Origin of the sequence: Actinoplanes sp. OR16 (assembly GCF_004001265.1) — a bacterium.
Classification (GTDB): Bacteria; Actinomycetota; Actinomycetes; order Mycobacteriales; family Micromonosporaceae; genus Actinoplanes.
In genome coordinates this window covers 7,316,464-7,334,338 of the sequence record NZ_AP019371.1, presented here as the reverse complement: position 1 = coordinate 7,334,338, position 17,875 = coordinate 7,316,464, and the positions used below count along the sequence as shown (strand labels likewise).

General features: G+C 71.5%; 15 protein-coding genes and 2 pseudogenes. 11 read left to right on the top strand and 6 right to left on the bottom strand.

Going from position 1 to position 17,875, the window contains the following annotated elements; all coding sequences use genetic code 11:
* The first annotated feature begins 68 nt into the window (after positions 1-68).
* A complete protein-coding gene (locus EP757_RS33730; protein WP_127552439.1) occupies positions 69-1,163 on the top strand; it encodes a glycoside hydrolase family 19 protein in 1,095 nt (364 codons plus the stop codon).
* Between the two features lie 167 nt (positions 1,164-1,330).
* Positions 1,331-2,545 (top strand): RNA polymerase sigma factor, encoded by a 1,215-nt coding sequence (locus tag EP757_RS33725; RefSeq protein ID WP_232050137.1) that lies wholly within the window; start codon positions 1,331-1,333, stop codon positions 2,543-2,545.
* A 46-nt stretch (positions 2,546-2,591) separates the two neighbouring features.
* Here the strand turns inward: EP757_RS33725 and EP757_RS33720 are convergent, their stop codons facing one another.
* Positions 2,592-4,214 carry a methyl-accepting chemotaxis protein gene (locus EP757_RS33720; protein WP_232050136.1) on the bottom strand — a complete coding sequence of 541 codons (1,623 nt, stop codon included), beginning with the start codon at positions 4,212-4,214 and terminating at the stop codon, positions 2,592-2,594.
* A 147-nt stretch (positions 4,215-4,361) separates the two neighbouring features.
* On the opposite strand from EP757_RS33720, the gene add reads away from it, so the two are divergent.
* Both add and EP757_RS33710 read left to right on the top strand, forming a co-directional pair.
* On the top strand, positions 4,362-5,294 hold the full coding sequence (gene add / locus EP757_RS33715) for an adenosine deaminase (RefSeq protein WP_232050135.1): 933 nt from the start codon (positions 4,362-4,364) through the stop codon (positions 5,292-5,294).
* Between the two features lie 85 nt (positions 5,295-5,379).
* Complete coding sequence (locus EP757_RS33710) at positions 5,380-5,874, top strand: STAS domain-containing protein (RefSeq protein WP_127552437.1); 495 nt, start codon at positions 5,380-5,382, stop codon at positions 5,872-5,874.
* A 12-nt stretch (positions 5,875-5,886) separates the two neighbouring features.
* Here EP757_RS33710 and EP757_RS33705 read toward each other — a convergent pair whose 3' ends face one another.
* Positions 5,887-6,630, bottom strand: coding sequence for an SDR family NAD(P)-dependent oxidoreductase (locus tag EP757_RS33705; protein WP_127552436.1), 744 nt, complete (start codon positions 6,628-6,630; stop codon positions 5,887-5,889).
* A gap of 2 nt (positions 6,631-6,632) precedes the next feature.
* Entirely contained in the window at positions 6,633-7,481 is an 849-nt protein-coding gene (locus EP757_RS33700; RefSeq protein ID WP_127552435.1) for an SMP-30/gluconolactonase/LRE family protein, read from the bottom strand.
* A gap of 38 nt (positions 7,482-7,519) precedes the next feature.
* Between EP757_RS33700 and EP757_RS33695 the strand changes: the two genes are divergently transcribed.
* Positions 7,520-9,229 (top strand): dihydroxy-acid dehydratase, encoded by a 1,710-nt coding sequence (locus tag EP757_RS33695; RefSeq protein ID WP_127552434.1) that lies wholly within the window; start codon positions 7,520-7,522, stop codon positions 9,227-9,229.
* Positions 9,230-9,254: 25 nt separating this feature from the next.
* On the opposite strand, the pseudogene EP757_RS44215 reads toward EP757_RS33695, so the two are convergent.
* A pseudogene (locus EP757_RS44215) lies at positions 9,255-9,341 on the bottom strand (transcriptional regulator); the annotation flags it as partial.
* A gap of 211 nt (positions 9,342-9,552) precedes the next feature.
* On the opposite strand from EP757_RS44215, the gene EP757_RS33685 reads away from it, so the two are divergent.
* The 5 genes and pseudogenes from EP757_RS33685 to EP757_RS33670 all read left to right on the top strand — a co-directional run bounded on the left by EP757_RS33685 (position 9,553) and on the right by EP757_RS33670 (position 14,859).
* Positions 9,553-11,178: a methyl-accepting chemotaxis protein gene (locus EP757_RS33685; protein WP_127552433.1), complete on the top strand. Its 1,626-nt coding sequence runs from the start codon at positions 9,553-9,555 to the stop codon at positions 11,176-11,178.
* A gap of 85 nt (positions 11,179-11,263) precedes the next feature.
* Positions 11,264-11,854 (top strand): SMI1/KNR4 family protein, encoded by a 591-nt coding sequence (locus EP757_RS33680; protein ID WP_127552432.1) that lies wholly within the window; start codon positions 11,264-11,266, stop codon positions 11,852-11,854.
* Between the two features lie 147 nt (positions 11,855-12,001).
* A pseudogene (locus EP757_RS44895) lies at positions 12,002-12,064 on the top strand (hypothetical protein); the annotation flags it as partial.
* A 42-nt stretch (positions 12,065-12,106) separates the two neighbouring features.
* The gene (locus tag EP757_RS33675; RefSeq protein WP_232050134.1) at positions 12,107-12,517 is read left to right on the top strand and encodes a hypothetical protein; all 411 of its coding nucleotides are present in this window, start codon (positions 12,107-12,109) and stop codon (positions 12,515-12,517) included.
* Positions 12,518-12,531: 14 nt separating this feature from the next.
* A complete protein-coding gene (locus EP757_RS33670; protein ID WP_127552431.1) occupies positions 12,532-14,859 on the top strand; it encodes an MMPL family transporter in 2,328 nt (775 codons plus the stop codon).
* Here EP757_RS33670 and EP757_RS33665 read toward each other — a convergent pair.
* Together EP757_RS33665 and EP757_RS33660 are read right to left on the bottom strand one after the other, a co-directional pair.
* Positions 14,816-15,715 carry a cytochrome c biogenesis CcdA family protein gene (locus EP757_RS33665; RefSeq protein ID WP_127552430.1) on the bottom strand — a complete coding sequence of 300 codons (900 nt, stop codon included), beginning with the start codon at positions 15,713-15,715 and terminating at the stop codon, positions 14,816-14,818. The genes EP757_RS33670 and EP757_RS33665 overlap by 44 nt on opposite strands.
* A gap of 3 nt (positions 15,716-15,718) precedes the next feature.
* Complete coding sequence (locus EP757_RS33660) at positions 15,719-16,435, bottom strand: thioredoxin domain-containing protein (protein ID WP_127552429.1); 717 nt, start codon at positions 16,433-16,435, stop codon at positions 15,719-15,721.
* A 164-nt stretch (positions 16,436-16,599) separates the two neighbouring features.
* Between EP757_RS33660 and EP757_RS33655 the strand changes: the two genes are divergently transcribed.
* Entirely contained in the window at positions 16,600-17,862 is a 1,263-nt protein-coding gene (locus EP757_RS33655; RefSeq protein ID WP_370457721.1) for a multidrug effflux MFS transporter, read from the top strand.
* Positions 17,863-17,875 lie beyond the last annotated feature (13 nt).

The following is a 17,875-nucleotide window of genomic DNA, read 5'->3' as shown; positions in this document are numbered from 1 at the left end:
GATTCATTGACTTCACCTTTTGGGATCCGGTTTCATCTATTCACCCCCTGATCCCCGGAAGGTGAACCATGCCCAGAAGACGGCTTTTGTCGATCCTGGCCGCTGTCGGCGTCGCGGTGGCCGGCGCTGCCGCGGCGATTCTGCCCATGACCTCGTCGAGCGCGGCCGAGGCGTGCGTCTCCGCCTACAGCGGCTCGGCGGTGTACACCGCGAACATGCGTGCTTCGTACAACGGCCGCAACTGGACCGCCAAGTGGTGGACGCAGGGCGAGACGCCCAGCACCGGCGGCTCCGGTGTGTGGGCCGACAACGGCGCGTGCGGTGGCGGCACCACGACCCCGCCGCCGGCGACCGGCTGCAACCACCCGAACTGGGTGGCCGGGCAGTACTACGCCGCCGGGTCGATCGTGCGGTACACGAACGGGCTCTACTACCGGGCCACGAACGCGAACCCGGGCTACGATCCGGTCATCAGCACCTGGTACTGGTCGCCGTACACCTGCACCGGGGGTGGCACGACCACGCCGCCGCCCGGCAACACCGGTGGGTTCCCGGTCAGCGAGGCACAGTTCAACCAGATGTTCCCGAACCGGATCGGCTTCTACACGTACGCCGGCCTGATCGACGCGATCAAGAAGTTCCCGGCGTTCACCACGACCGGCAGCGACACCGTGAAGAAGCAGGAGGCGGCTGCCTTCCTGGCGAACGTGAACCACGAGTCCGGCGGCCTGGTCTACGTCGAGGAGATCAACCAGGCGAACTGGCCGCTCTACTGCGACCGCAACCAGTCGTACGGATGCCCGGCCGGGCAGAGTGCCTACCACGGTCGCGGCCCGATCCAGCTGAGCTGGAACTTCAACTACAAGGCGGCCGGTGACGCGCTCGGCATCGACCTGCTCAACAACCCGGACCGGGTGAAGAACGAGACGTCGGTCGCCTACCAGACGGCCGTCTGGTACTGGATGACGCAGCGCGGTCCCGGCACGATGACCCCGCACGAGGCCATCGTGAACGGGCGCGGTTTCGGGGAGACGATCCGCAGCATCAACGGTTCCCTGGAGTGCAACGGCGGGAACCCGGCCCAGGTCCAGAGCCGCATCGACGCCTACAACCGGTTCACCGGCATCCTGGGAGTCGCGCCGGGCGGAAATCTCTCCTGCTGACCCCGCCCCGGAACGTCGATCAGGGCCGGCTCTTCGTGGTAGTGGTGTAGACCGCGAGAGGAGCACATCGTGCAGTATCTGGTTTCCGCCGATCTCGACGTGGCGCTCACGCTCGCCACCGAGGGGTCGAAGGCCTGCAACCGCACGGTCGAGGTCCGGCCATTCCGGTGAACGACGCGCTCACCCGCGCCCACCGTCACGAGTGGGCGCGGGTGGTCGCGTTCCTGGCCCGGCGTTTCGGTGATCTGGACATCGCCGAGGAGGCGGCCGCCGAGGCGTTCGCGGCAGCCGTCGAGAAGTGGCCCGCCGACGGCATTCCCCCGAATCCGGGCGCCTGGCTCACCACGACGGCTCAGCGCAAGGCGATCGACCGGATCCGGCGGGAGAGCAAGCGCGATCACAAGCAGAGAGAGGCCCATGCCGTGTACGCGGAACCGCCCGCCTCTCCGGACGTCATCCCGGACGAGCGCCTCCGGCTGATCTTCACCTGCTGCCATCCGGCGCTCGCCATGGAGGCCAGGGTCGCGCTGACTCTGCGCATGGTCGGCGGCCTGACCGTGCCGGAGATCGCCCGCGCCTTCCTGGTGCAGGAGACCGCCATGGGCCAGCGGATCACCCGAGCCAAGGCCAAGATCAAGGCGGCGCGGATCCCGTACCGGGTGCCGTCCGAAGACGATCTCCCGGCGCGCGTCTCGGGCGTGCTCGCCGTGCTGTTCCTGGTCTTCAACGAGGGCTACCTGGCGACCGGCCCGGGCACCGATCCGATCCGGCACGACCTGACGGCGTCCGCGATCGAACTGACCCGGATGCTCCTCGCCCTGATGCCGGACGACGGCGAGGTCGCCGGGCTGCTCGCGCTGATGCTGCTGACCGAGGCGCGCCGCACCGCCCGGGTGTCCGCCACCGGGGAGCTGGTCACCCTCGCCTCGCAGGACCGCAGCGCGTGGGACCGGACCCTGATCCTCGAAGGCCAGCGGCTGGTCCGCGCCCGCATCGCCACCGGGGTGCCGCCCGGCCGCTACCAGATCCTCGCGGCCGTCAACGCGGTGCACACCTCGGCCCTCGACGCCCGCGCCACCAACTGGTCCCAGATCGTCGCCCTCTACGACCAGCTGGTCCGCCTCGACGCGTCCCCGGTGGTGGCCCTCAACCGTGCCATCGCCGTCGCCGAACTCGACGGCCCGGCCGTTGCCCTGGCCGCCGTCGACCGTCTCGGTCCCGCCCTCGACGGCTATCACGCCTTCCACGCCACCCGCGCCGACCTGCTCCGCCGCCTAGGCCGGGGCTCCGACGCCCGGGACGCGTACGACCGGGCCATCACCTTGGCCGGCAACAGCGCCGAAACCGCCTACCTCACCCGCCGCCGGGGCGAGCTGGCCTGATGGCACGGGTCGCCGTCCGTGCCGGGCAGCCCGCCGCCGTCCCGCGTCACACCCGGAACTGGGACACCACCGTCTGCAGCTCACCCGCGATCCCGGCCAGCTCGGCCGCCGTCTCCCGGGCCTCGCCGAGCGCCGCCGTGGTCGTCTGGGCCGCCGACGCCACGCCGTCGATGTTGCCGGCGATCGCCGTGGTGCCGTGTGCGGCGTCGCCGACGCTGCGGGCCATCTCGCCGGTCGTGGCGGTCTGCTCCTCCACCGCGGAGGCGATGGTGGTCTGGTAGTCGCTGATCCGCGCGATGATCGACGAGATCTCCCCGATCGCCGCGACCGCCTGGGAACTGTCCGCCTGGATGGCCTCGACCCGCTGGGCGATGTCCTCGGTGGCCCGCGCCGTCTCCTGCGCGAGATCCTTCACCTCGCTGGCGACGACCGCGAACCCCTTGCCCATCTCGCCGGCCCGCGCCGCCTCGATCGTGGCGTTCAGGGCGAGCAGGTTCGTCTGCTCGGCGATCGCGGTGATCGTCTTGATCACGTTGCCGATCTCCTGGCTGGACGCGCCCAGCTGCGAGACCGTGGCGTTCGCGCTGTCCGCCACCCCGACGGCCTCGCTGGCGACCCGCGCCGCCTCGGAGGCGTTCGACGCGATCTCCCGGATCGACGCGCCCATCTCCTCGCTACCCGCCGCGACGGTCTGCACGTTCAGCGACACGTCACCGGCCGCGGTGGCCGCCACGTTCGCCTGAGTGGCCGCGTTCTGCGCCGACTCGCCGATGCGTTCGGCGACCCGGCCGAGCCGCTCGGTGCTGACCCCGAGCGTCCGGGAGCTGGTGGTCAGCCGGGTCACCATGGACCGCAGCCCTTCCCGGGCGGTGTTCACCGCGACCGCCATGGCACCGAGCTCGTCGCGGGCGTGCACCTCGGCGCCCACGGTCAGATCCCCTTCGGCGACCGCGGCCAGCGCCGTCGACACGCTCGCCAGCTGCCGGCCGATCAGCCGGGTGACGAGGACGGCGAGGGCGACCGCCGCGATCAGCCCGACGACCAGGCAGACGATCATCTGGGTGCGGGCGGAGTGGTAGGTGTCCTCGGCCTCGGCGGCCATCGCGGTGGACTCGGCGTTCTCGGTGTCCTGCAACTCGACGACGGCGGCCCGCAGCGCGTCCTGGGTCTCCGTCCACACCGCGCCGATCTCGCTCGCACCCGGAATCTCCACGCCCGCGTCCGGCGCCTCCCCGAACAGCGCGACGTCGCGCAGCTGCTGGAAGTATTGGAAGCGGTCGGTGACCTCGGCGACCGCCGTCTCCCGGGCGGCCGAGCCGGCGGCCAGCGTCCGGTAGTTCTCCACGGCGGCGAGGAACTCCTCGTCCAGTGCCGGGAGGGTGTCCCGCGACGCCTGCTTCTGCGCCGCCGGCACCACCGACCAGCCGAACAGCGCCTGGAACTCACCGGCCAGCGCCCCGCGCAGCGTGCTCAGCTGCAGGCTGCTGTCCACGTGCTTGGCCTTCATCGCCGTGATGTCGTCGTTGAGGTTGGCCAGCCGCACGATCCCGAGCACCCCGACGGCCAGCGCCACCACCGCCGCGCACAGCACCGCCGCATAGATCTTCGTACCCACCCGGAAGTCGGCCACGACACCGGTCACCCCGCTGCGCTGAGCCGTAACCTCCACCCGCCCGCTCTTCACCTTCCCATGATCAGACCGTTTTCCCTTTTCCGGGCCACGCTCCCGACAGCAGGCCCGTCAGGGCCACCCTTCCTCGGTACGCCGACAGCCGTCTATTGGCGTCCGGGGCCGGGGATCGCTCAAGATCTGCGGGTGACCTTGTTGATTGATCTGCACCGCCATCTCGAAGGCAGCCTCCGGGTGTCCACCACTCTCGAACTCGCTCATCGGGACGGGCATCCGCTCGCGTCCGCCGCCGAGCCGGAGGAACTGCTGGTGGCGAGGGGGCCGCTGGGCGGGCTCCTGCCGTACCTCGCCAGGGTCGACGCCGCGCCGTCGGCCTTCTCGCGGGAGGAGGACTGGGTGCGGGCGGCCCGCGAGTGTGTGGAGGACGCCGCCGCGGACGGGCTCGACTACCTGGAGATCCGGTTCAGTCCCTGGTTCATCCGGCAGGAGACCGGGCTCGCGCCGGAGGCGGTGATCGACGCGGTGGCGGAGGGGGTGCGGTCCGCGCCGATCCGGGTCGGGCTCATCGGCATCGTTCTGCGGGATCTGGGACCCGAGCGGGGGTACGACCAGATCGCCACCCTCGTGACCCGCCGAGCCGCATTCTGTGGCGCCGACATCGCGGGCAACGAGGCCGGGGTCCCCGCGGCCGAGTTCGCCGGCCCGTTCCGGAAGGCACGGGACGCCGGACTGCGGATCACCGCCCACGCCGGTGAGGCGGCCGGCCCGGCGAGCGTGTGGGACGCCGTGCGGCACCTCGGGGCGGAGCGGATCGGCCACGGCGTGCGGTCGGTCGAGGACCCGGAACTGCTGGATCACCTCGCCGAGCACCGGATCACCCTGGAGGTGAGCCTGACCAGCAACCTGCACACGAGCACGGCGCCGGACTTACGCCGGCACCCGGTGCGCAGGCTCGTCGCGGCCGGGGTGCCGGTGGCCTTGTCGACCGACGACCCGCGCACCTCGGCGATCACCCTGTCCGGGGAGTACGCGGTGGCCGCCCCGCAGGCCGGCCTGACCCCGCAGGACCTGGACCGCATCCGCGACGACGCCCGCCGCGCGGCCTTCGCGTGGGAGTGAAGAAGGCCTGACGCCTACGCCGCGAACAGGCGCGATCCGGTGGTTCCGCGGAGTCGGCTGGGTCCTGAGCGGGTGCCGGAGTAGCGTGACCGTGTTGCACCACGCCGGGTTCCCGGCCACCCAGGCCGCCTTCTCGGCACTCGCCCTCGCGGACGCCGGGGCGGGTCAGCGCAAGCGAGGCGGGGCGGAGGTCCTCATGGTGGTCGACGACGACCATGCCCCTGCCCCGATGACGGTCCGCGCCGCCGGCACGGTGATCGCGGTGGCCGGTGAGGTCGACTCCAGCAACTGTGACGCGCTGCAGGCCGAGATCATGGGCCGGCTGTCCTCGATCCACGCCGAGCGGGTCGCGCTCGACCTCAGCGAGCTGGTCTTCATCGGTTCGGCCGGCGTCCGGGTGCTGCTGCGCTGCCGTGACGTGGCCGAGGAGCGGGGCACCCGGGTCGAGATCAGCAGCGCCCATGAGAACGTGCGGCAGGTCCTGGACATCTGCGCCCTCACCGACGTGTTCCACCTGCCGCCGCCGCGGCCGTCTCACGCCGAGCAGGAGGGACCCCGGTTCGGGGCGCCCTGGTGGTGATCCGAACCGGACTCATCGGCGCAGGCGCAGGCCCTGCATGCCGCCGTCGACGGCGAGGACCGTGCCGGTCGTCGCGGAGGCGAGCGGGCTGGCCAGGTAGGCGATCGCGCCGGCCACCTCGTCCGCGCTGACCAGGCGTCCGATGGGCTGGCGGGCGTCGAGGGCCGCCCGTTCCGCGCCGGGGTCGGCGGCGCGGGCGAGGAGGCGGCCGATCCACGGCGTGTCCGCCGTTCCCGGGGTGACGCAGTTGACGCGGATCGCGTCGCGTACATGATCGGCCGCCATCGCGAGGGTGAGCGAGAGGACCGCGCCCTTGGTGGCCGAGTAGAGCGCCCGCTGCGGCAGTCCCGCCGTCGCCGCGATCGACGAGACGTTGACGATCGCGGCGTGGGCGGAGTCACGCAGCCAGGGCAGGGCCGCGCGGGACACCCGGACGATGCCCTGCACGTTCACGTCGAAGACCCGCGCCCACTCGGCGTCGTCGTTGTCGGCGACGGTGCCCTGCGCGCCGATGCCCGCGTTGTTGATCACGATGTCGAGGCCGCCGAGCCGTTCCGCCGCCGCTGCCACCGCCGTGCGTACCGCGTCGTCGTCGGTGACGTCGGCGCGCAGCCCGATCAGCGGCGCGTCCACGCCGGGGTCGAGGTCGAGACTTGCCACCCGGGCGCCGCGGGAGGCGAGCAGGGTCGCGGTCGCCAGGCCGATGCCGCTGGCCCCGCCGGTGACGATCACGCTGAGACCGGTGAATTCCGACAAGATCAAGCCCCTTCCCAGTACGGCGTGAGCAGCCCCGTGGCGCCCACCCGCGCGGTGAACAACCGGCCCGAGTCGCGGTGGCCGTCGAGGTGTGCCGTGGTGATGACGAGCAGGTCGAGGTCCGGCCCGGCGAACGCGGCGCTGGTGGTGTTCGGGGCGTCGACCGCCACGGTGGCGAGCAGCCGCCCGTCCGGGGTGCGGCATTCCACCCGGCCCCCGCCCCAGATGGCGATCCACAGGTTGCCGTCGGTGTCCGCGCACATCCCGTCGGGGTGGCCGTCGGTGATCCGGAACGCCTCACGCCGTTCGCCGAGCGGCTCGTAGTCGCGTACCCAGACGATCCCGGGAACCGTGTCGATGCTGTAGAACTCGCTGCCGTCCGGGCTCCACGCCAGCCCGTTGGACAGGATCAGGTCGTCGTCGATCACGGTGAGCCCGTCCCGGCCGAGCCGCACCAGGACCTCGGTTCCGGACTTCCCGGCCGGGTCGAGGCTGCCGACCAGGAACCGCCCGTCCGGGTCCACCGCCCCGTCGTTGAGCCGGCTCGGCGATCCTTCCTCCAGGATCCGAGCCATCGGGGTACGGGAACCGTCGCGCCCGATGACGGTCAGCGCCGCGCGTTCCGCGACCAGCAGTGATCCGTCGGCGGCCACCGCGACGGCGCCGGCCTCGGCGGCGAAATCCCAGCGGCCGGTCGCGACGACGTCCTCGCCGTCCAGCACTCCCTGATGGACCGCGTGGCCGTCGATGTCGACCCAGAGCAGGCGCTCCCGCGCGGGATCCCAGACCGGTCCCTCGCCCAGCGCGCAGGCCTGGACCCCGGTCGGTACTGCGGTGAACCGTCGCGTCACGGTTAGTATTCGACCACGATCGATCCCCGGAGGTCATCATGCCGCGCAGCTCCCAGTGGTATTCCGGCGACGACCGCAACAGCTACATCCACCGGGCCTGGATGCGCCGCGGCCTGCCGTCCGGCGCGTTCGACGGCAGGCCGCACATCGCCATCGCGAACACCGCCTCCGACCTGACCCCGTGCAACGCCCACCTCGACGAGGTGTCCCGCAGCGTCGCCGACGGCATCCACTCCGCCGGTGGCATCCCGCTGAACCTGCCGGTCGTGTCGCTGGGGGAGACCCAGGTCAGGCCGACCGCGATGCTCTGGCGCAACATGGCCGCGATGGCGATCGAGGAGATGCTGCGCGCCAACCCGATCGACGGCGTCGTGCTGCTCGGCGGCTGCGACAAGACGATCCCGGCCCTGCTGATGGGCGCCGCCTCGGTGGACCTGCCCGCCGTCGTGGTGCCCGGCGGCCCGATGCTGACCGGCACGTTCCGCGGGGTGCCGCTCGGCTGCGGCACCGGGGTGTGGCAGCTCAGCGAGGAGGTACGCGCGGGCACCCTGAGCGCGGCCGAGTTCACCCGATCCGAATCCTCCATGATCCGCAGCCGGGGCCACTGCAACACGATGGGCACGGCCTCCACGATGGGACTGCTCGCCGAGGTCCTCGGGATGACGCTGCCGGGCGTGGCCGGCACCCCGGCCCCGGACAGCCACCTTCTCGAAGCCGCCCACGACACCGGGGTGCTGGCCGTGGACCTGATCGACCGGGATCTGCGGCCGAGCGCCGTGATGACCAGGGCGTCCTTCCTCAACGCGATCGTCGCCCTGGCCGCGCTGGGCGGCTCGACGAACGCCGTCGTGCACCTGCTCGCGATCGCCGGGCGGCTCGGCGTCGACCTCACCCAGGACGACTTCGACCGGGTCGGCTCGTCCGTGCCGCTGCTGGTCGACCTGCAGCCGGCCGGCCGGTTCCTGATGGACGACCTCTACCGGGCCGGGGGACTGCACGCCGTCCTCGCCGAGATCCGTGACCTGCTCGACCCGGCCGCGCTGACGGTCACCGGCCGGCCCCTCGCCGGCTACCTGGACGACGTGCGGGTCTACGACCGGGAGGTGATCCGGACCCGGGAACGCCCACTGCAACCGGAAGCCGGGATCGCCGTCCTCTACGGTGACCTCGCCCCGGACGGCGCCGTCATCAAACCGGCGGCCGCCTCGCCCGGGCTGCTCACCCACCGCGGCCCGGCGGTCGTCTTCGACTCGATCGAGGACCTGCACGCACGCCTCGACGACCCGGATCTCGACGTCACCCCGGACTCGGTGCTGGTCCTGCGCGGGTGCGGTCCCCGGGGATACCCGGGGATGCCGGAGGTGGCGAACATGCCGCTGCCCGCGAAGTTGCTGGCGGACGGCGTGCGGGACATGGTCCGGGTGTGCGACGGAAGGATGAGCGGCACGGCGTACGGAACAGTGGTTCTGCATGTCGCACCGGAAGCGGCGGCCGGTGGGCCTCTCGCGAAGGTCCGCACCGGCGACGTGATCATCCTGGACGTCCCGAACCGGCGTATCGACGTCGACGTCCCCGCCGCCGAGTTCGCGGCCCGGGAGCCGGCGCCCGGGACGGTGGCGGCGTACGCCCGGCCGTCGCGCGGCTGGGAACGGCTCTACGTCGACACCGTCGGCCAGGCCGACACCGGCGCCGACCTGGACTTCCTGCGCGGTTCCAGCGGCGACGCCGTCTCCCGGGAGTCGCACTGAGGTGTTCCTGAGCCGTCACGCGCAGCAGGTTCAGCAGCAGCCGGGCCCGTGTCCCGTCCGACAGCGCATGCCCGAACCGAGCCAGCACCGACCCGTGCGTGACCGTGTCCACCCGCCGGACAGGACAGCGTCGGCTGTACCGTCGTCACCCTTTTGCTACGACGTCCGGGTGACGACCCGGCGCGACCGGGGCTGCCCGCACGGAAGCTGATCCGTTCCGCTCCCGGCGGCACTCGACCTGCACCCGGTCTGGCCTGATCGGGCCACGCCGGTGGCCGAAATGCCTGACGTTGGAGAACGCGGAGACTCACCGAGGAGCACCGATGGCTGAAGAGCCCACGACGACCGGCGCCGGCCCGATGCGGCGCGCGCTGGGCAACCGCCGGGTCAGTACGAAGATCATGACAGCCGTCGGGGTCGTCGCGCTCTTCGGCGTGGGGGACGGGCTCTTCGCGCTCAGCAGCCTCAGCGCCACCAACGACCAGGTGAAGAGCGCCTACGTCATGAACAACGAGCTGAACACCATCGGCAACCTGCGCAGCGCGGTCAACCGGGTGTGGCTCGGCGTCGACGACTACCAGCTGGCCACCACGGAGGCGCAGCGCACCGCCGCGCAGACGGCCATCGCCGGGGCGCAGAAGCAGGTCACGCAGTACGCGGAGGCGTACCGGACATTCCCCGTCAGCGCGGTGGCGAGCGCTTCGATCGCGTCCTTCGGCGACGACTGGTCGGAGTTCAGCGACACCATCGAATCCGACCTGCTGCCGCTCGCCGCGGCCGGGAAGACCAGCGCCCTCGCCGACCTGCGCGCCGGTGAGCTGGCCGACCGGATGACGGCGGTCCGCGCCGACCTGAGCACGCTCGCCGACGAGACGGTGAAGGCCGGCGTCGAGCAGGAGGCGCTCGCGCAGTCCCGGTACGACTCCACCCGCACCCTGGTGATCGGCCTGCTCGCCGGCTGCACCGTCCTCGGACTGCTTCTCGCCGCCGCCATCGCCCGCCTCATCGTGCGGCCCCTGACCCGTACCGTCGACGCCCTCGCCCGCATCGCCGGCGGCGACCTGACCGCGCGGGTGCCGGTGGAGAGCACCGACGAGGTCGGCCGGATGTCGGAGGCGCTGAACAGCACCGCCGAGTCGATGGCCGGCATGGTCGGCCGGATCACCGAGAGCTCGACGCTGCTCGCTGCCGCGTCCGAGGAGATGTCGGCGGTCGCCGCACAGCTGTCCGCGTCGGCGGAGGAGACGTCGGTGCAGGTCGCCACGGTCTCCGACTCGGCCGGGCGGGTGTCGGACGGGGTGCGTACCGTCGCCGCCGGCGCCGACGAGATGGGCGACTCCATCCGGGAGATATCCACGAACGCGAACGAGGCCGCCGGTGTCGCCGCCGACGCCGCCCGCGCCGCGGCGAAGACCAACGCCGGCGTCGCCCGGCTCGGCGCGGCGTCCACCCAGATCGGCACCGCCGTCGCGATGATCACCGCGATCGCCGAGCAGACGAACCTGCTGGCGCTGAACGCCACCATCGAGGCGGCTCGCGCCGGTGAGCAGGGCAAGGGTTTCGCCGTGGTGGCCTCCGAGGTCAAGGACCTGGCTCAGGAGACGGCCCGCGCCACCAGTGAGATCACCGCGCAGGTGGCGGCCATCCAGGCGGAGAGCGACGCGGCGGTGACCGCGATCCAGGAGATCGGCCAGGTCATCGAGACGATCAACGACTACACCACGACGATCGCCGCGGCCGTCGAGGAGCAGACCGCCACGACCGCCGAGATCTCCCGCAGCGTCGGGCAGGCCGCCGAGGGCTCGGTCGCGATCGCCGAGACCATCGCGGGGGTGGCCGAGGCGTCCCGCCAGGTCACCAGCGGGGCCACCGAGACCCAGCAGACCGCCGCCGAACTGGCCCGCACCGCCGCCGAACTCCAGCAGACGGTCTCCGCCTACCGCATCTGACCCGCCCCGCATCTCCTCCACGGCCCGGCCGAGCCCCCGCTCGGCCGGGCCGTCGCGCGTCGCCGTCGTCGCCTATGGTGCGCTGATGGAGATCGATGAGTCGTGGCGGGTGATCCTCGACCACATCGGGCGGCGGTGTCCGGACGTGCTCGACGGGATCCGGCCGCCCGCCGCCGACGCCGATCTGCGTGCCGCCGAGGAGGCCGTCGGCGGGCCGCTGCCCGATGATCTGGCGCGCTGGTGGCGGCTGGCCGACGGCGCGCGGCGCGGCGTGGCGATCATGCCGCAGGTGTACGCGCCGATGTCCGTCGCCGACTCGCTCGCGCGGCGCGAGACGTGGCGGGACGTCTCGGCGGAACTGGCTCACCACGACCCGGACGACCGGGAACGGTGTCTGCGTGAACCCGCCGGCTCGCCCTGCCACGGCTGGTGGCTGCCGCAGTGGCTGCCGATCGGGTCGGACTTCGGTGGCGACACGCTCTTCGTCGATCTGCGGCCCGGACCGGAACGCGGCTGCGTGGGGGAGTTCCACACCGACGGCTGGGATTACCGGCGGCCGCTGTGGCCGAGCGTCACGGTGATGCTCGCCGAGGTGGCCGCGTCAGCGCGATCGGGTGCCCTGGTCCGCGGTTTCCGGCTGCGCGTCGACGAGGACGGCGTGGAGTGGGACTTCTGACCCTCGTTACACTCGGTGCAACGATGCACTTAGTATACCTACGTGGAGCTGGATCGACGGGCGGCGCTCAAGGCACGCCACCACCGTGCCATCCTCGACGCCGCCAAGGCGCTGATCAGCGAAGGTTAGGCGGCGCGGTTCAGCGTCGACCAGCTGGCCGCGCGGGCCGACGTCTCCCGGCGGACGATCTTCAACCACTTCAGCTCGATCGACGACGTCGTGACGACCGTGTGCAGCGAGGTCCTCGGCGTCGTGATCGAGCAGTTCCGTGCGGTGGTGACGACCGACCCGGCGGGCCCGGGCACCCGCGAGGCCGCTTTCGCGACGCTGACCGAAGCGCTGCGGGCTACCGACGTACCAGGTCTCATCGCCTTTCTCTGGCGGGCGCTCGGCGGTTTCGACAAAGGCGACCCGCGTCCCCGGCAGATATTCCAGGCGACGTTCTCGCGGACCAGCACGGAATTGGCGCGGGAGTTGGCCGTACGAAATGCAGGTCTTGATCCTCTTGAAGCGGAGTTGCTGGTCAGTTCGCTCATGCACGGCACGGAAGTGATCGCGGAGCATTGGCTGGCCGCGACCGGAGCGGCGACCGGCGAGCCTGCTCAACAGCTGTGGCGGGACCTGCTCGACAGGCTCATCTCCAGCGTCAAAAACGGCTACTGAAACAAAGGGTGGAAATGGCTGAGTTGCTGTACCGCGTGGGGCGGTTCTCCGCCCGGCGTGCCTGGCTGGTCCTGATCAGCTGGGTGGTGATCCTGGGAATCTCCGTCGGCGCCTATCTCGCGTTCGGCGGAACCCTGTCGTCGCAGGTGACGATTCCGGGCACGCCGACCGCGAAGGTCACCGACCAGCTCGCGCAGCGGTTCCCGAGCGCGAGCGGCGGCAGTGGCACGATCGTGTTCCACACCGCCGACGGGTCGACGTTCACCGAGGAGCAGCAGGCCGCCGTCGGCGCGCTGCTCAAGACCACCGGTGAGCTGGACGGGGTCGCGGCGACGACGGATCCGTTCGTGACGCAGGCGCAGCTCACGGAGCAGGCCGCGCAACTGTCGAGCGGCAGGCAGCAGGTGGAGGCGGCGCTTCAGAACCGGGACGCGCTCCCGGAAGCCCAGCGGAAGGAGCTCGACGCCCGGGCTTCGGCGATCGAGGTCGGCCGGCGACTGCTGGACATGTCGGCGAAGATCCGGCTGGTCTCGGAGGACGGCACCACCGCGGTCGCCTCGATCGTCTTCGACGAGGCGCAGATGGACGTCACGCCGGAGACCAAGGAAGGCGTCGTCGACCACGTCACCGCGGGCGTCCCGGCCGGCGTCGAGGCCGACTTCTCCAACGAGATCACGCAGAGTGTTCCCCAGGTGCTCGGCATCGGTGAGGTGGCCGGTCTCGTCGTCGCCGCGATCACCCTGCTCGTCATGCTCGGCACGATCATCGCGGCCGCCCTGCCCATCGTGACCGCCCTGGTCGGCGTGGGTGTCGGCGTCACCGCCTCGCTCGCGATGTCCGGCGCGGTCGACATGCTGTCGATCACCCCGGTGCTCGGCGTCATGCTCGGCCTCGCGGTCGGCATCGACTACTGCCTGTTCATCCTGAACCGGCACCGCCGCCAGCTCCTGGACGGCGTCGACCTGCACGAGTCGATCGCCCTCGCCAACGGCACGTCGGGCAACGCGGTCGTCTTCGCCGGATCCACCGTGCTGGTGGCGCTGCTGGCCCTCAACGTCACCGGCATCGGATTCCTCGGGCTCATGGGTACGGTCGGAGCCATCTGCGTGGCGGTCGCGGTGATCATCGCGGTCACGCTCACACCCGCCCTGCTCGCGCTGCTCGGGACCCGCATCCTCCCGCGCCGGGCCAGGAGATCCGGTGCCGTCCCGACCGAGCCGATGAGCACCCGTCGTGCCCTCCTCACCGCGGTCGCCGGCCTCGCCGTCCTGATCGTCCTCGCCATCCCCGCGCTGTCGATGCGGCTCGGCCTGCCGGACGGCTCGTCGGAGGCCGAGGACTCCACGCAGTACCAGGCCTACATGCTGATCGAGGAGAAGTTCGGCGCCGGCGTCAACGGCCCGCTCCTGGTGGTGGCCTCCCTGGCGGCGCCGGTTTCCGGAGATCTTGGACTGGCGGAGCAGGCTCGCATCGGCGGGCAGATCCTCGCCGTCGACAACGTGACAGCCGTCGCGCCGATCGGGCAGTCGACCGACAACCAGCTGATCGCGTTCCAGGTCGTCCCGGCCGAGGGGCCGAACAGTTCATCGACCGGGCAGCTCGTGCGCGACCTGCGGGACCTCACGGTGCCGGGCGCCACCCTGGGCGTGGCGGGCAGCGCCAGCGGCAACATCGATATCTCCGAGCAGCTCTCCGACGTACTCCCGATCTATCTCGGTGTCGTCATCGGTCTCTCGCTGCTCATCCTGATCCTGGTGTTCCGCTCGATCCTGGTGCCGCTCACCGCGACGCTCGGCTTCGTGCTGTCACTGTTCGCCACCTTCGGCGGCATCACCGCGATCTTCCAGTGGGGCTGGCTCGGCGGGCTCTTCGGCGTCCACGACCCGGGTCCGGTGCTGAGCTTCCTGCCGACCATCCTGATCGGCATCCTGTTCGGCCTCGCCATGGACTACCAGCTCTTCCTGGTCTCCGGCATGCGAGAGGCGTACGCCCACGGCGCGCCCGCCCGCCTCGCCGTCCGGCAGGGGCTGCACGCCGGACGGACCGTGGTGACCGCCGCCGCCATCATCATGATCTCGGTGTTCGGCGGCTTCATCTTCAGCCACACCACGATGATCCGCTCGCTCGGCTTCGGGCTGGCCTTCGGCGTACTCGCCGACGCCTTCCTGGTCCGCATGCTCGTCATCCCGGCCGTCATGCACCTGCTCGGCAAATCGGCCTGGTGGATCCCGCGCTGGCTGGACCGCATCCTGCCCGATGTGGACGTGGAGGGGGCGGCGCTGGAGCGCAGCCACCCGGTCACCCATTCCGCGCCTGCTCCGGAGGCCGTCGGCGCTTCCTGAACCGCCTTCCGGGCGTGCTCGTTCCGGCGGGCACGCCCGGAGAGGGCGCCTCGGACCGGTGAACCCGGGACGGCCTTGTGGTTCGGAACAGGAGCCAGGCCGCCGCCGCGACGACCAGGGCCAGCGCCGCCACCAGCAGGTCCGGGACATCGTCGGTGATGCGCAGGACCATGCTTTCCAAGGCGGCCTGGTCGGAGGCGCCCAGCAGGCCCCGCAACGAGGACGTGCCGTCGGTCGTCAGCAGGAGGACGCCGACGACGATGGTCAGGAGGCCGCCGAGGACGGTGGGCCAGGTGTTCGCCCACGGGCCGACGCGGATGCCGCGGGGACGGACCAGGTGGCGCACCAGCGGCAGGCGGGACCAGAGCAGGGACAGCACCAGCAACGGCAGGCACATGCCGAGGGCGAACACGAGGAGGACGGTGCCGCCGTACAGGGCGTCGCCTCCCACCGCCGCGACCGTCAGGACCGCGCCCAGCAGGGGACCCGCGCAGAAGCCGGCCAGGCCGTAGACCGTTCCGAGCGTGTAGACGGCCGCCGCCGAGGTGCCCTGGACATCGCGGCGGGACAGGCCGGGCACGGGGATCGCCGCCAGCATCAGGACACCGAGCAGGATGACCACGATCGCTGCGCCGGTGACGAACCACCGGCGATGATGGTTGACGTACGCGCCGGCCGTTCCGGCCAGCACGCCCAGCGGCACGAGCGTGGTGATCAGGCCGAGGTAGAAGACCGCGGTCCGGCCGAGCAGCCGGGCCGGGCTGGTGAAGGCGTAGGAGAAGAAGGCCGGCAGCAGCATCGCCGAGCACGGGCTCAGCAGGGTCAGGACGCCGCCGGCCAGGGCGGTGGTGAACATCGGTCAGCCGGCCGCGGCGATGGCGTCGTCCAGATAGCTGCGGAACACGGTGATGGGCTGGGCGCCGGACAGCGTCTTGTCGCCGGCCAGGAAGAACGGGACGCTTCCGACGCCGAGCCGCGCCGCCTCCGCGTTGCTGGCCCGCGCCGCCACGCGCAGTCCGGGTCGGTCCAGGTCGGCGGTGAATTTCGGGATATCCGGTACGCCGGCCTCATGCGCGAACGCGATCAGTTTCTCGCGCGGCAGGTCCGGGTGCCCGCTGTCGGGCGCTCCGGCGTACAGGGCGGTGAGGAACTCGAAGAATCGGCCCTGCATGGCGGCGGCTCGAGCGGCGACGGCGCCGTCCTCGGATTCGGCGCCGAAGAAGGCGACGTCCCGGATCTCGATGCGGATCTTGCCAGTGTCGACGTATTCGCGCCGCAGCACCGGCAGCGTCTCCCGGTTGAAGACGGCGCAGAACGGGCAGCGCATGTCGGTCCACTGCACCATGACGACCGGTGCGGCCGGGTCGCCGATCGTCATCGCGGCGTTCTGCCCGGGGCGGGTCATGCCGGCCGGGCCCGCCGAGGACGCCGGTGTGGCGGACGGGCCGGGGTTGCCGGTGAACTGGGCGGTCAGCACCACGCCGAGGAAGGCGACGACCGCGACCGCTGCGATGCCGAGACGCTTGTTGCGGCGCCGGACGACCTGCTGCCGGGCCTGAGATCGGGAGGTTCTCATCGGCGCAGGATCGCGGACCTGAGCGGGGACCGTGCCGTTTCCGGGTTATTGTCCCCGATGTGATGATGGAGCCGTGTTCGATGTGACCGCCGTTACTGAATCGGCGATGCCGGAAGATCCCCGGCGCGGGACACCTTGTCCAGGTCGTGGCCCATTCTGACACCGTGACCCCGTCCGAGCTCGGACTCTCTCCCGGAGAGAAGCTCCCCCTCGGGCGCCGTTTCCGGATCGTTCTCGTGCTCGGCTTCCTGACCGCGCTCGGGCCCCTCACGATCGACATGTACCTGCCGTCGCTCCCGACGATCACCACCGACCTGCAGACCACCGCCGCCGCCGTGCAGCTCACGCTCACCGGCACGCTGATCGGGCTGGCGTTCGGCCAGCTGCTGGTCGGCCCGCTCTCCGACGCGATCGGCCGGCGGATCCCGCTGCTCGCCGGCATCGGCGTGCACGTGCTCGCTTCGGTGCTCTGCGTGCTCGCGCCGAACCTGGCCGTTCTCGGCTCGCTGCGCGTCCTGCAGGGCCTGGGTGCCGCCGCGGCCGCCGTCGTCGCGATGGCGATGGTCCGTGACCTGTTCGACGGGATGGCCGCCGCCCGGCTGTTCTCCCGGCTGATGCTGGTCGTCGGCGTCGCGCCGATCCTGGCCCCGACCATCGGCGGCCTGGTGCTGAACTGGACGTCCTGGCGCGGCGTCTTCGTCGTGCTCACGGTCATCGGTGTCGCGATCATGGCGGCGTCGGCGGTGGTGCTGCCCGAGACGCTGCCGGCTTCGCGCCGGCGCAACGGCGGCGTCGTCGGCACGGTGCGTGATTACGGATCGCTTTTCCAAGACCGCGTGTACGTCGGACTGATCCTGGTAGCGGGTCTCGCCATGGCGGCGCTGTTCGCGTACGTGAGCGGGGCGTCGTTCGTCTTCCAGGACGAGTACGGCATGAGCGAGCAGCAGTTCGCCCTGGTCTTCGCGGCCGGCGCGGTCGGCCTGATCGCCGCCACCCAGCTCAACGTCCGGCTGCTGCGCCGCTGGACCCCGCAGCAGATCATGAGCTTCGCGCTGCTGGCCGGCCTGGCGTTCGGCGCGGTCCTGCTGGTCCTCGCGGCCACCGGCATCGGCGGGCTGACCGGCATCCTGATCCCGCTCTGGCTGGTGCTGACCATGGTGGGGCTTGCCATGCCGAACGCCCCGGCCCTGGCGCTGAACCGGCACGGCGAGGCGGCCGGCACGGCGGCGGCCCTGCTCGGTGCGGTGCAATTCGGCGTGGGCGCGCTCGCCGCGCCGCTGGTCGGCGTACTAGGGGTGGGCTCTGTCGCGATGGCGGTGGTGGTCTTCGGTGGCATGCTCGCGGCGACGCTGGTCTGTTTCCTGGTGGTTCAGCCGCACCGGCTGCCGGTGCAGGATCTCGAGCCGTCCCTGGCCGTCGTGCACTGAGGAACACCGAAGG